This window comes from Pseudomonas gingeri, assembly GCF_013386165.1.
Lineage (GTDB): Bacteria > Pseudomonadota > Gammaproteobacteria > Pseudomonadales > Pseudomonadaceae > Aquipseudomonas > Aquipseudomonas gingeri_C.
This window is the reverse complement of sequence record NZ_JACAOS010000022.1, coordinates 337,899-351,141: the sequence shown is the minus strand read 5'-3', so window position 1 is coordinate 351,141 and position 13,243 is coordinate 337,899. Positions and strand designations below refer to the sequence as shown.

General features: G+C 62.9%; 10 protein-coding genes. All 10 read right to left on the bottom strand.

Annotation, left to right across the window (positions count from 1 at the left end):
• Positions 1–196: 196 nt before the first annotated feature.
• The 10 genes from HX866_RS29165 to HX866_RS29120 all read right to left on the bottom strand — a co-directional run bounded on the left by HX866_RS29165 (position 197) and on the right by HX866_RS29120 (position 13,241).
• A complete protein-coding gene (locus tag HX866_RS29165; RefSeq protein ID WP_177140946.1) occupies positions 197–2,131 on the bottom strand; it encodes a methyl-accepting chemotaxis protein in 1,935 nt (644 codons plus the stop codon).
• A gap of 140 nt (positions 2,132–2,271) precedes the next feature.
• Entirely contained in the window at positions 2,272–3,561 is a 1,290-nt protein-coding gene (locus HX866_RS29160; RefSeq protein ID WP_177140945.1) for an adenylosuccinate synthase, read from the bottom strand.
• 54 nt (positions 3,562–3,615) lie between these two features.
• Positions 3,616–4,803, bottom strand: a complete 1,188-nt coding sequence (locus HX866_RS29155; protein WP_177140944.1) for an ATP phosphoribosyltransferase regulatory subunit — start codon at positions 4,801–4,803, stop codon at positions 3,616–3,618.
• A gap of 308 nt (positions 4,804–5,111) precedes the next feature.
• Positions 5,112–5,981 carry a protease modulator HflC gene (gene hflC / locus HX866_RS29150; RefSeq protein ID WP_177090506.1) on the bottom strand — a complete coding sequence of 290 codons (870 nt, stop codon included), beginning with the start codon at positions 5,979–5,981 and terminating at the stop codon, positions 5,112–5,114.
• The gene (gene hflK, locus HX866_RS29145; RefSeq protein ID WP_177090508.1) at positions 5,981–7,153 is read right to left on the bottom strand and encodes an FtsH protease activity modulator HflK; all 1,173 of its coding nucleotides are present in this window, start codon (positions 7,151–7,153) and stop codon (positions 5,981–5,983) included. Before hflK ends, hflC begins: the two co-directional genes overlap by 1 nt.
• A gap of 96 nt (positions 7,154–7,249) precedes the next feature.
• Positions 7,250–8,551 carry a ribosome rescue GTPase HflX gene (hflX, locus tag HX866_RS29140; RefSeq protein WP_177090510.1) on the bottom strand — a complete coding sequence of 434 codons (1,302 nt, stop codon included), beginning with the start codon at positions 8,549–8,551 and terminating at the stop codon, positions 7,250–7,252.
• Between the two features lie 12 nt (positions 8,552–8,563).
• Complete coding sequence (gene hfq, locus HX866_RS29135) at positions 8,564–8,824, bottom strand: RNA chaperone Hfq (RefSeq protein ID WP_177090512.1); 261 nt, start codon at positions 8,822–8,824, stop codon at positions 8,564–8,566.
• Between the two features lie 93 nt (positions 8,825–8,917).
• On the bottom strand, positions 8,918–9,898 hold the full coding sequence (miaA, locus tag HX866_RS29130) for a tRNA (adenosine(37)-N6)-dimethylallyltransferase MiaA (RefSeq protein WP_177140943.1): 981 nt from the start codon (positions 9,896–9,898) through the stop codon (positions 8,918–8,920).
• Complete coding sequence (gene mutL, locus HX866_RS29125; protein WP_371319294.1) at positions 9,898–11,817, bottom strand: DNA mismatch repair endonuclease MutL; 1,920 nt, start codon at positions 11,815–11,817, stop codon at positions 9,898–9,900. Before mutL ends, miaA begins: the two co-directional genes overlap by 1 nt.
• A complete protein-coding gene (locus HX866_RS29120) occupies positions 11,814–13,241 on the bottom strand; it encodes an N-acetylmuramoyl-L-alanine amidase (protein ID WP_218177470.1) in 1,428 nt (475 codons plus the stop codon). Before HX866_RS29120 ends, mutL begins: the two co-directional genes overlap by 4 nt.
• Positions 13,242–13,243: the final 2 nt, after the last annotated feature.

Below are 13,243 nucleotides of genomic sequence, written 5' to 3'. Positions count from 1 at the left end.
GCGGGCTTGCCCGCGCTCGGCTGCGAAGCAGCCGTAAAACCGATCAACTCAATCTGCCTGATGCACCGAGTTCAGAGGTTTTGGGGGCGCTTCGCACCCCAGCGCGGGCAAGCCCGCTCACCACAAAACCGCGTTCGACTTCACCGGCACAAGGGCTAGCACCGCCACCGCAGACAGGCCCTCCTCCAGCAAACAGTCAGGCCCGGAACTGCCCCAGACTCGCCTTGAGCTGCCCCGCCAGACTGTCCAGCACCTTGCCGCTGGCCGTGGTCTCCACCACCGCCTGCGCCGCGCGCTCGGCCTGGGCATGGATCACCTCGACCCGCCCACGCACCGCATGCGCGCCCTCGGCCTGGTGCGCCGCCGCCTGGGTCGCCAGACCAATCGCCGCGTGCACCTGCTCCACCGACGACTGCACGCTCTGCTGCAGCTTCACACTGCTGCGCAACACCGCCAATCCTTCACTGGCCTGGCGCCCTGCCTGACCAATGGCCGCCACGGCCTCCCGCGCACCCTGCTGCAAGGCACCGATATGCGCCTGGATATCGCCGGTGGAGCTTTGCGTCTTGCTCGCCAACGCCCGCACCTCATCCGCCACCACGGCAAACCCGCGACCGGTTTCACCCGCCCGCGCCGCCTCGATGGCCGCGTTCAGGGCCAGCAGGTTGGTCTGCTCGGCAATCCCGTGAATCACCGTCAGCACCACTTCAATCTGTTCACTCTGCTGCGCCAACCGCTCGATCACCTTGGCACCGGTATCCACCTGCCCGGCCAACGCCTCAATCAGATTGCCGACCTGGGTCGAGGTCCGAGTGTTTTCATTGGTCGCCTGGCGAATATCCACCACCTGCTTCAACGCCGCCTGCATCGCATGGCTCTCGGCCTGGGCGTCATCCGCCATCTTCGACAGCTCGCGCAAGCTCTGCGCCACTTCGTCACGCTGCAATCCGGCGGCAGCATCGGCCCCGGCGTTGCGCAAGGTCATCTGGCCGATTTCCACCCCCGTACGCTGGGCCACATCACCCGCCTCACGCACGATGGGCTGCAGCTTGTCGACAAAGCGGTTCACCGCCGACGCCATGTCGCCGATCTCGTCATTGCTGCTGAGCTGGACACGCTTGGTCAGATCACCCTCCCCGGCCGCCAGGTCATTCAACGCAGCGATCAGCAAATGCAGTTTGTTGACCACCCGCCGCCCCAGCACCACCGCCAGCAACAGCAAGACGCCGAGACCGACCAGGGCCAGGCCCATGCCGATCCGCCAGCGCAAGGTTTGCGCGGCGTCCTGCACCGTTGCCGTGGTATTGACCTGCATTTGCGAAGCCGTGGCCTGTGCCGACTGCAAGCGGGCCTGCATCGCCTTGGAACTATCCGCAGCAGCCCCTTGCAGGCTGTCGCCCACCAGCTTGTCGCTGCTGGCGATCAAGGTACTGAAACGCTGGTCCAGCGCCTTCAGGTCCGTCTCGACCGAGGCCGTGGAAACGCCCATGCGCACCTTGCCGATTTCCACGCCGTTGGGGCTGATCGAAGCCTCGAGGTAATAGACCGAAGGATCATTCTTCGCCGCGTTGAGCACCTTGTCCAAGGCCCGCTCACCCTCGCCCTTGGCCAAAAGGGCCTGGTTGATCGGGTTTTCCCGGTTCAGGTAGCGGGTCAGGTGCTCGCCGGTGGCATCGTCATAGACCACGAACAGTACGTTCGGATTGCGCTGGGCACGTCGGGCGAATTCGGAAAGGGTGGGGACGTCGTTGTCCCACATGGCCCGCGGGGCCACGGAGGCGAGCAACTGCGCCATGTCGTTGGCCGAATCCCGTAGATCCTTCTCCAACGCCGTACGCAACTGGGCCTGCTCATCCTTCAAGCGCGAGGACAAGCCGCTGGTCAGGCGCTGGCGCGTGCTGACCGAAAGATTGTCGAGACTCGACGTCACTTCCTTGCCAGCCTGCTCCAGCTCGCCGGACAGCTTCTGGCTGTCGATCCCCAGACGAGTGCCCAGATCAGCCTCCAGCGCAGTGACTGTGCTTCGGGTCAGAGCAACCGCCACCAGCACCTGCACCAAAAGAGCGATACCCAGGGTAACGAACACAGGCCGCAGTAAACGGCTTTGTAACAGTGAGAGAACGGCCGACACTGGAGATTCCTCGACTTTGGCGCCATTAATTTGATGGCACCCTTTTTAGAGGATAATCCCAGCAAGGCCCGTGCCGAACAACAGGCAGAAACGACAAAGGACCCCAAAAGGGGCCCTTTGTGATCTACATCAATCGCTTATCAGGCGAACGGGTGACGCAGAACGATGGTTTCGTTGCGATCCGGACCTGTCGAAATAATGTCGATCGGCGCGCCAATCAGCTCTTCAACACGTTTGATGTAGGCACGGGCGTTAGCTGGCAGCTCCTCCAGGGTTTTGGCACCCACGGTCGATTCGGTCCAGCCCGGCACTTCTTCGTACACAGGCTGCAGGCCCAGGTAGCTGTCAGCGTCAGTCGGGGCAACGTCCTTACCCTCTGCATCTTTGTAGCCGACACAGATGTTGATGGCTTCCAGACCGTCGAGTACGTCCAGCTTGGTCAGGCAGATGCCCGAGATGCTGTTCACATCGATAGCGCGACGCAGGATGACCGCGTCGAACCAGCCACAACGACGAGCACGGCCAGTGGTCGCGCCGAACTCGTGACCTTGCTTGGCCAGGTGCGCGCCGACTTCGTCGAACAGCTCAGTCGGGAATGGACCCGAACCTACACGGGTGGTGTAAGCCTTGGTGATGCCCAGAATGTAGTCCAGGAACATAGGGCCGACACCCGAGCCGGTGGCAACGCCGCCAGCGGTGGTGTTGGAGCTGGTCACGTACGGGTAGGTGCCGTGATCGATGTCGAGCAACGAACCTTGGGCGCCTTCGAACATGATGTCTTTGCCAGCGCGACGCAGGTCGTGCAGCTCGGCCGTCACGTCCAACATCAGCGGCTTGAGCAGCTCAGCGTATTCCTTGCACTCGGCCAGAGTCTTGTCGTAGTCGATGGCCGGCTCTTTGTAGTAACCGACCAGCATGAAGTTGTGGTATTCCACCAGCTCACGCAGCTTGTCCGAGAAGCGCGGCATGTTGAGCAGATCGCCAACACGCAGGCCACGACGCGCAACCTTGTCTTCGTAGGCCGGGCCGATGCCGCGACCGGTCGTACCGATCTTCAGCTCGCCACGCGCCTTTTCACGGGCCTGGTCCAGCGCGACGTGGAAGGACAGGATCAGCGGGCAGGACGGGCTGATACGCAGGCGCTCGCGCACCGGTACGCCTTTCTCTTCCAGCTTGGTGATTTCCCGCAGCAGGGCATCCGGTGCAACCACAACGCCGTTACCGATCAGGCACTGCACGCCTTCGCGCAGGACACCCGACGGGATCAGGTGCAGGACGGTTTTCTCACCGTCGATCACCAGGGTGTGGCCAGCGTTGTGGCCGCCTTGATAGCGCACCACGGCGGCAGCATGTTCGGTCAGCAGATCAACGATCTTGCCTTTGCCCTCATCACCCCACTGGGTGCCCAGGACTACGACATTCTTACCCATAACACTTGTCCTCATTCGCGCAAACTTGGTGCCGGCAGCCGCCGGCGGGAAAACTCAAGAAGCCAGCGGCAATACTTGCCAAAGCCCGTTCTGCTGAATCAATTGCCGGTCGCAGTCCGCTTCGCGGGCGGCGGCCAATGGTTGTCCGGGCAAGCCCTGGACCACACGCTGACCCTCACCGCGCAACTGGCAAACCAACTGCCAGAGTGCCGCATCCGTGCTGTCAGGCATCCAGATACCGCCAGACGGTAACTCGATCTCGGCACGCCCCAGGGTCACCAGGGTTTTCAAATCGGTGGAAAAGCCCGTCGCCGGACGCGCACGCCCGAAGTCCGCGCCGATGTCGTCGTAGCGACCGCCCTGGGCGATGGCCTGGCCGACACCCGGGACGAACACCGCGAACACCACACCGGTGTGGTAGTGGTAACCGCGCAGCTCGCCCAGGTCGAAATACAGCGGCAACTGCGGGAAACGCGCGGACAGCCGCTCGGCAATCGCCAGCAGGTCGTCCAGCGCCGCCGTCACCTGTGCCGGTGCACCGGCCAGGCGCACCCGCGCCGCTGCCAGGACTTCGCGACCACCACACAAATCCACCAGCGCCCGCAGCATGGCCGCCAGATCGGCCGGCAGACCTTCGGTCAACTGGATCACTTCATCGATCGCCTTGCGCTGCAGGGCATCGAACAACTGTTGCTCCACCTCACCGGACAAGCCGGCGGCGCGGGCCAAGCCACGGTAGATACCGACGTGGCCGAGGTCCATGTGCACATCCGGCACATCGGCCAGTTGCAGCATCGCCAGCATCAGGCTGATGACCTCGACGTCGCTGCTCGGACTGGCATCGCCGTACAACTCGGCGCCCAACTGGATCGGGCTGCGTGACGAGGACAAAGCCCGCGGCTGCGCATGCAGCACGCTGCCGGCGTAGCACAGGCGGCTCGGGCCTTCGCGACGCAGGGTGTGGGCGTCGATACGCGCCACCTGCGGCGTGATATCCGCCCGGAAACCCATCTGCCGACCCGACTGCGGGTCGATCACCTTGAAGGTGCGCAGGTCCAGGTCCTGGCCGGCGCCGGTCAACAAGGATTCCAGATACTCGATATGCGGGGTGACAACGAACTCATAGCCCCAGCTCTGGAACAGGTCCAACACCTGACGCCGCGCCACTTCGATGCGCGCCGCTTCAGGCGGCAGTACTTCTTCGATGCCATCTGGCAGAAGCCAGCGATCTACCGTTGCCATTACGCCTTTCCCCTAATGATCCGGGCGGCAAGCCCACAGGCGAGCCTTGAGTGAAGCAGAAAATGGTTAACGCGCGCGCAAGAACGACGCGACGAACAGCCTGAAACCGGCTTCGTCTACCACTTTCCTCGAAAAACCTGTCGGGTCGATCAACCCGTTGTCTGCCAACCTGCTTCAGCTAATGAAGCATGCAGACGCAAAAAAGCCGGGAATTTCCCGGCTGCCGCATCATACACCCGTTTTCCGAAAGGATCACCCCGCCCGGCGTTTTAGCTGCCGGGCGGAGGGGGAACACGATGCGTTCTGGATCAGGGCTTGGCTTTTTCCAGGTAACGGAAGAAGTCGCTGCTCGGGTCCAGTACCAGTACGTCGCTCTTGTCCGCAAAGCTTTCACGGTAGGCGCGCAGGCTACGGTAGAACGCGTAGAACTCCTGGTCCTGGCCGTAGGCCTTGGAATAGATCGCGGCGGCCTGGGCGTCACCATCACCACGGGCTTCTTCCGACTGGCGATAAGCTTCGGCCAACAACACACGGCGCTGGCGATCGGCGTCGGCACGGATGCCTTCGGCCAATTCGTTACCCTTGGCGCGGTGCTCACGGGCCTCGCGCTCACGCTCGGTGCTCATGCGCTCGAAGACGCTGCGGTTGACTTCCTTCGGCAGATCGATGGCCTTGACCCGGACATCGACGACTTCGATACCCAGCTCCTTGGCGGCCATGGCGTTCAGCGAAGCAGTAATGTCAGCCATCAGCGCATCGCGCTCACCGGACACCACTTCGTGCAGGGTGCGCTTACCGAACTGGTCACGCAGGCCCGACTCCAGACGACGGGACAGACGCTCGTCGGCAATCTGCTTCAGACCCGAGGTCGCGGTATAGAAGCGCTCGGCGTCCTTGACCCGCCACTTGGCGTAGGCGTCGACCATCACCGCTTTCTTTTCCAGGGTCAGGAAACGCTGTGTCGGTGCATCCAGAGTCATCAGACGGGCGTCGAACTTGCGCACCTGGTTGATGTAAGGAATCTTCACATGCAGGCCCGGCTGGACATCGGCCTCGACCACACGACCGAATTGCAGCAGGACAGCCCGCTCGGTCTGCAACACGATGTAGAAGCAGTTCCAGGCAGCCACCGCCACTATGACCCCGAGGATCAGGGCGATCAGTGATTTATTGCTCATCAGCGGCTCTCCCGGGTACGTGTGGGTTGCGGCTCGGTGATGTGCGGGGTGACATCAGTGTTGCCACTGGCCATCGGCCCCACGCCCTTGGCCGGCGAACTGCCGCCCGAACCGCTCTGGATCATCTTGTCCAGTGGCAGGTAAAGCAGGTTGCTCTGGCCGTTCTTGTTGCCGGTCACGAGTACCTTGCTGGTGTTGCTGAAGACTTCCTGCATGGTGTCCAGGTACAGACGCTCACGGGTGACTTCCGGTGCCTTGCGGTACTCGGCCACCAGCTTGGTGAAGCGGTCGGCCTCACCCTTGGCGCGGGACACCACTTCGTCGCGGTAACCATTGGCATCCTCAAGGATACGCTGGGCCTGACCACGGGCTTCCGGCACCACGCCATTGGCATAACCTTCGGCCTGGTTGCGCGAGCGCTGTTCGTCTTCGCGAGCACGGATCACGTCATCAAAGGCTTCCTGAACTTCACGGGGCGCCGCAGCGCTCTGGACGTTCACCTGGGTCACGGTGATACCGGTGCGATAAGTGTCGAGGAACCGTTGCAGGCGCTCCTTGATCTCACTGGCCATCTGTACGCGACCTTCGGTCAGCACCTGGTCCATCGCGGTGGAACCCACCACGTGGCGCAGGGCACTGTCAGTGGCCTGTTGCAGACTGATTTCCGGCTGGTCGACGTTCAGCACGAAGTCCTGCAGGTTGCTGATCTTGTACTGCACGGTCAGCGGCACTTCGACGATGTTCTCGTCTTCGGTCAGCATCTGGCCCTGCTTGGTGTACGCCCGCTCACGCGTGACGTTCTCCAGGAACTTCTTGTCGATCGGCGGGAAATAGATGTTCAGGCCCGGCCCTACGGTTTCGTAGTACTTGCCGAAGCGCAGCACCACGGCCTGCTCCTGTTCATCGACGACGTAGACCGCGCTGTACAGCCACATGGCCGCGAGCACGACAAGGCCGATGCCGAGCAGACCGAAACCGCCGCCCTTGCCACCGCCCGAACCGCCATCATCACCGCGTTTCTTACCGCCACCGAACAACCCGTTCAGGCTCTCCTGCAGCTTGCGGAAGGCTTCGTCGAGATCCGGCGGCCCCTTGCGGTCGCCGTTGTTACGGCGCTTGCCACCCCAAGGGTCCTGATTGTTCGAGTTGCCACCCGGCTCATTCCAAGCCATAGCGCTCTCCATCTGATAAAGCAAAGACGCGCCCGCGGCGCGCCGACCAATGCTACAGAATGCCTGTCAACGCGGCACAACCGCTTTCCCAGGCTTTTATTGCAAAGTGTGTTGTTCGATGAATTCCGGCGGCTTCATCCCTTCGCGCGAGACCACTCGATTGAGCTCGGCCCTGGGCAAACGGACGGACAGCAGACAACTGCCTTCTTCGTCGTGTTCTTCCTTCTGCACTGCGCCCATCTCGAAGAACTGTGCACGCAGTCGAGCAAAACGCTGCGGCAAGCGCAAGGTGCCGACGAACAAATCGTTGCCCAGCAACTCGGCAATCGCCTGTTCGAGCAGTTCCAGGCCCTGCCCGTCCCGGGCGCTGAGCCAGACCCGCTGCGGCTTGCCGTCTTCATCACGCTGGATTTGCGGTTCGACGCCCTCGAGCAAATCGAGTTTGTTGTAGACCTCCAGGATCGGCAGATCCTGGGCTCCGATCTCGCCCAGTACCACCATGACCTGCTCGATCTGCAGCATCCGGTCCGGCTCCGCGGCGTCGATCACGTGCAGCAGCAGGTCGGAGTTGCTCGACTCTTCGAGCGTAGCCCGGAAAGCCTCGACCAGCTTGTGCGGCAGGTGCCGGATAAAACCCACGGTGTCGGCCAGCACGATCGGGCCGAGGTCGTTGAGATCGAGACGGCGCAGGGTCGGGTCGAGGGTGGCGAACAACTGGTCCGCCGCATACACCTCGGACTCGGTGACCGCATTGAACAGCGTCGACTTGCCGGCGTTGGTGTAGCCCACCAGCGACACGGTCGGGATATCGGCGCGCTTGCGCCCACGGCGAGACTGTTCGCGTTGGCTGCGGACTTTCTCCAGCCGCCCCTTGATCTGCCGCAGGCGCACCCGCAACAGTCGCCGGTCGGTTTCCAGCTGGGTTTCACCCGGGCCGCGCATGCCGATACCGCCGCCCTGGCGCTCAAGGTGAGTCCAGCCGCGGACCAACCGCGTACTCATGTGCTCAAGCTGGGCCAGTTCGACCTGGAGCTTGCCTTCATGGGTGCGGGCGCGCTGGGCAAAAATATCGAGAATCAGGCCCGTGCGATCCAGTACGCGACACTCGAAGACACGTTCGAGGTTACGTTCCTGGCTGGGCGTGAGGACGTGATTGAAAATCACGATATCGATCTGTTCGGCCTTGACCAGGTCGCGAAGTTCCTCGACCTTGCCAGTGCCAATCAGATACTTGGCGGTTGGCCGATGACGCGGCACGTTGAAAAACGCGACGGTCTCGGCGCCTGCCGATGCTGCCAACTCCTGAAACTCCTGCGGATCTTCGCGCGCCTCAGGGTCCTGACCTTCCAAGTGAACGAGAATGGTCCGTTCACCACCACCGTGGCGCTCAAAGAACAAAGGAGACTCCTATCAGGCGTTACCCGGCTCAGCGTCACCCTGTTCGTTTTCGGTTGCGCTAGGCAGACGAATTGGACGAACCGGCACCACTGTCGAGATAGCGTGCTTGTAGACCATCTGGCTGACGGTGTTCTTCAGCAGGATCACGAACTGGTCGAAGGACTCGATCGTGCCTTGCAGTTTGATACCGTTGACCAGATAGATGGAAACCCCAACCTTCTCTTTACGCAAGGTATTCAAGTAAGGGTCTTGTAGCGAATGCCCTTTTGACATGTGCCGCACTCCTTTAAGGATCAATAATAAAAAATGGGTAAATGGATGGCTTGTACCGCCTTTCCCCCAAGGATAGACGGCAATTGCAAGGACTCAGCCCAATATGGAGATCGTCCCAAGGTATTTCAAGGCGCGTGGCAGATTGTCGCAATCCAGGCTGTCCAGCCAGTGCAGATCCGTCCAGCTGCGCAACCAGGTGAACTGGCGCTTCGCCAACTGGCGCGTGGCAATGATGCCGCGCTCCTGCATTTCGGCTGACGTCAGCTTGCCCTCGAGGTGCTCCCAGACTTGTCGGTAGCCCACAGCACGTATGGACGGCAACCCGACATGCAGGTCACTTCTCCTACGCAAAGCTACGACCTCGTCTACGAACCCCTGTTCCAGCATTTGTGTGAATCTTTGTGCAATTCGGTCGTGCAGAACCTGGCGATTCGCCGGGGCGATGGCCAGGTTGGCAACAGTATAGGGCAATTGAGGCCGTCCCGAAGCGGCTGCGTCAGTACTTTGCGCAGATTGTCGCTGGCGGTGGGCGGTCATGCTCGATCCGCTGACCCGATAGACTTCCAGGGCCCGACTCAGACGCTGGGGATCATTGGGGTGGATGCGTGCCGCCGAAACCGGGTCGATGACCGCCAACTGGTCGTGCAGGACCTGCCAGCCCAGGCGTGCGGCCTCTTCTTCGATTTCGGCACGGATCTGCGGATCGGCCGCCGGCATCTCCGCCAGGCCCTCCAGCAACGCCTTGTAATAAAGCATGGTGCCGCCCACCAGCAGCGGAATCTTGCCGCGCGCGCTGATCTCGGCCATCGCCGCCAGGGCATCGCTGCGGAATTCGGCCGCGGAATAACTTTGCGCCGGGTCGAGAATATCGATCAACCGGTGCGGAAACTCCGTCAGCTGGGCTTTCGAGGGCTTGGCCGTGCCGATGTCCATGTCCCGGTAAACCAGGGCCGAGTCGACACTGATCAGCTCGCACGGCAGCACCTTGGTCAGTTCAATGGCCAGGTCGGTCTTGCCCGCCGCCGTGGGGCCCATCAGGAAGATGGCCGGTGGTAATGCCTTGGAAGCCGTCATCAGCGACCACGCAGGAACAGTTTGTCCAGATCATCCAGCCCGAGCTGGGTCCAGGTCGGCCGACCGTGGTTGCACTGGCCGCTGCGCTCGGTATTTTCCATATCCCGCAGCAAGCCGTTCATTTCCGCCAGGGCCAGGCGCCGATTGGCGCGGATCGCGCCGTGGCAGGCCATGGTGCCGAGCAATTCGTTCAGGTGCGCCTGGATCCGGTCGCTGGTGCCGTATTCCATCAGGTCGGCCAGTACATCCTGGACCAGGCGATTGGCCTCGGCCTGCTTGAGCAGGGCCGGAATCTGCCGGATCGCCAGGGTTTCCGGGCCCAGGCGCTGCAATTCAAAGCCCAGGCGCTGGAACCAACTGACGTGCTCTTCGGCACAATCGGCTTCGCGCTGGCTGACCGCCAGGGATTCCGGCACCAGCAATGGCTGGCCGCTCAGGCCTTCACTGGCCATGGCGATCTTCAGGCGCTCATACATGATCCGCTCATGGGCCGCGTGCATATCCACCAGCACCAGGCCCTGGGCGTTTTCGCTGAGGATATAGATGCCCTTGAGCTGCGCCAGCGCATAACCCAGCGGCGGCACATCGCCCTGGCTGTCGGGCAGGGTCGGCGACGCCACGGCATCCGGCAATGGCGCAAAAAACTCGCGATAGACGCCCTGGGCCTCGGCGGCAGGCGGCATCTGGGTCGATTGCGGGCGGTACTGATATTGATAACCGGCACCGGACCCCGATCCGGCCGTCGGCGCAAACGCCGACGAAGGCTGAGCCTGGGGCTGTTCCAGCAGATTGGCCGCCAGGCGCATTTCGCCCTGGGGACCGAACTCACCGGCCTCGATCCCTGTCGGTCGGACCATGCCGGACACTGCGGCGGGCGCGGCCAGATGATCTTCCGGACGCACATCGCCCAAGGCGCGATGCAGGGTGCCGTAGAGGAAATCGTGGACCATGCGCCCGTCGCGGAAACGCACTTCGTGCTTGGTCGGGTGCACGTTGACGTCCACGACCGACGGATCAACCTCGAAAAACAGCACGAAGGTCGGATGTCGGCCATTGAACAGCACATCGCGATAGGCCTGGCGCACCGCATGGGCCACCAGCTTGTCGCGCACCGCGCGGCCGTTCACATAGAAATACTGCAAGTCCGCCTGGCTGCGGGAGAAGGTCGGCAAGCCCACCCAGCCCCACAGGTGCAAGCCATTGCGCTCCACTTCGATGGGCAAGGCCTGTTCAAGGAAGCCCGCGCCGCAGACCGCCGCCACCCGCCGGGCACGGGCCGCATCGTCATGGGCCTCGTGCAGGCTGAGAATGCTCTTGCCGTTATGGCGCAGGTGAAAGGCCACATCGAAGCGCGCCAGGGCCAGGCGCTTGATCACTTCCTGCAGGTGATCGAATTCGGTTTTCTCGGCCTTGAGGAACTTGCGCCGGGCCGGGGTATTGAAAAACAGGTCGCGCACTTCCACCGACGTTCCCACCGGATGGGCCGCCGGCTGCACCCGGGCATCCATGTCGCGGCCTTCGGTTTCCACCTGCCAGGCCTGGTCGGCGTCGCGGGTGCGGGAGGTCAGGGTCAGGCGGGCGACGGAGCTGATGGAGGCCAGGGCCTCACCACGGAAACCGAGGCTCATCACCCGTTCCAGGTCTTCCAGATCGCGAATTTTGCTGGTGGCGTGACGCGCCAGGGCCAACGGCAGGTCGTCGGCAGAGATACCGCTGCCATCGTCGCGCACCCGTAGCAGCTTGACGCCAGCCTGTTCGACATCCACATCGATGCGCTTGGCGCCGGAGTCCAGGCTGTTTTCCAACAGTTCCTTGATCACCGAGGCCGGGCGCTCAACCACCTCACCGGCGGCAATCTGGTTCGCCAGGCGTGGGCTGAGCAGCTCGATACGGGCGCTGCTGTTCAGGGTTTCGCTCATTGTTTGGCCGCCAGTTCAGCACCGGGAATGGTCAGGTTCTGCCCCACCTTCAGCTCATCGCTGGTCAGGTTGTTGGCGCTGCGCAAGGTCGCCGCCGAAACCTGGTAACGCACGGCCAGCATGGCCAGGGTCTCGCCCGGCGCCACGCGATGGTCACGCGGGCCCTCGGCGATCTTGCCGGAGTCCCGCAGCCAGGCGATATAGGTGCCCGGCGGTGGGTTCTGCTGGAAGAACTGGCGGATACCGGCGCTGATGGAACGCGCCAGTGCCTGCTGGTGGTTCGAGGAGGCCAGCTTGGACGCCTCGTTGGAGTTGGAGATAAACCCGGTCTCCACCAGGATCGACGGAATATCCGGCGACTTCAGGACCATGAACCCGGCCTGCTCGACGCGCTGCTTGTGCAACGGCGTGACCCGGCCGATGTTGCTCAGGACCTTCTGGCCGACGTTCAGGCTGGAGGTCAACGAAGCGGTCATCGACAGGTCGAGCAATACGCCGGCGAGCATCTTGTCCTTGTCGTCGAGGCTGACGTTGCCAGCCCCCCCGATCAGGTCGGAGCGGTTTTCACTGTCCGCCAGCCAGCGGGCGGTCTCGGACGTGGCGCCACGATCGGACAGGGCGAACACCGAGGCACCGAAGGCTGCGGCCGAAGGAGCGGCGTCGGCGTGAATCGAGACGAACAGGTCGGCGCCCTTCTTGCGGGCGATCTCGGTACGGCCGCGCAGCGGGATGAAGTAGTCGCCGGTACGGGTCAGTTCGGCGCGATAGCCCTTCTGGCCGTTGACCTGGCGTTGCAGTTCGCGGGCGATGGCCAGCACCACGTCTTTCTCGTGCTGACCACGGGAGCCGGAGGCACCCGGGTCTTCGCCACCGTGGCCGGCATCGATCACCACGATGATGTCACGCTTGCCCGCCGGGGCCGGCGGCAGCTTGATGGCCGGCTCCGTCGGCGTCACCGGGATCGCCGGTACCGTCGCCACGGCAGGTGTCGGCGCGACGGGCGGCGCGGCATCGGCGGCATTGTCGAACAGATCGACCACCAGGCGGTTGCCATACTGCGCGTTCGGCGCCAGGACGAAGCTTTTCGGGGTGACGGCCTTTTTCAGGTCGACCACCACCCGCAGGTCGGTCGGCGTGCGCTGGGCGGCCCGCACGCTGGTGATCGGGGTGTTGGCAGTCGGCACGTTCAGCGGGCCGCCCAGGGTCGCGCCGTTGATATCGATCACCAGCCGATCCGGGGAAGTCAGGGTAAACACACTGTGCTGCACCGGGCCGGACAGGTCGAAGACCAGGCGCGTGTTGTCCGGGGCCCGCCACAAGCGAACACTCTTGACCTGTGTCGCCGCTACGGCGTCAACGGCCAGTGCCGCCAGCAACAATCCCACGACAACAACCAACGCGCGAATGCGCATACCAAACCCCATCA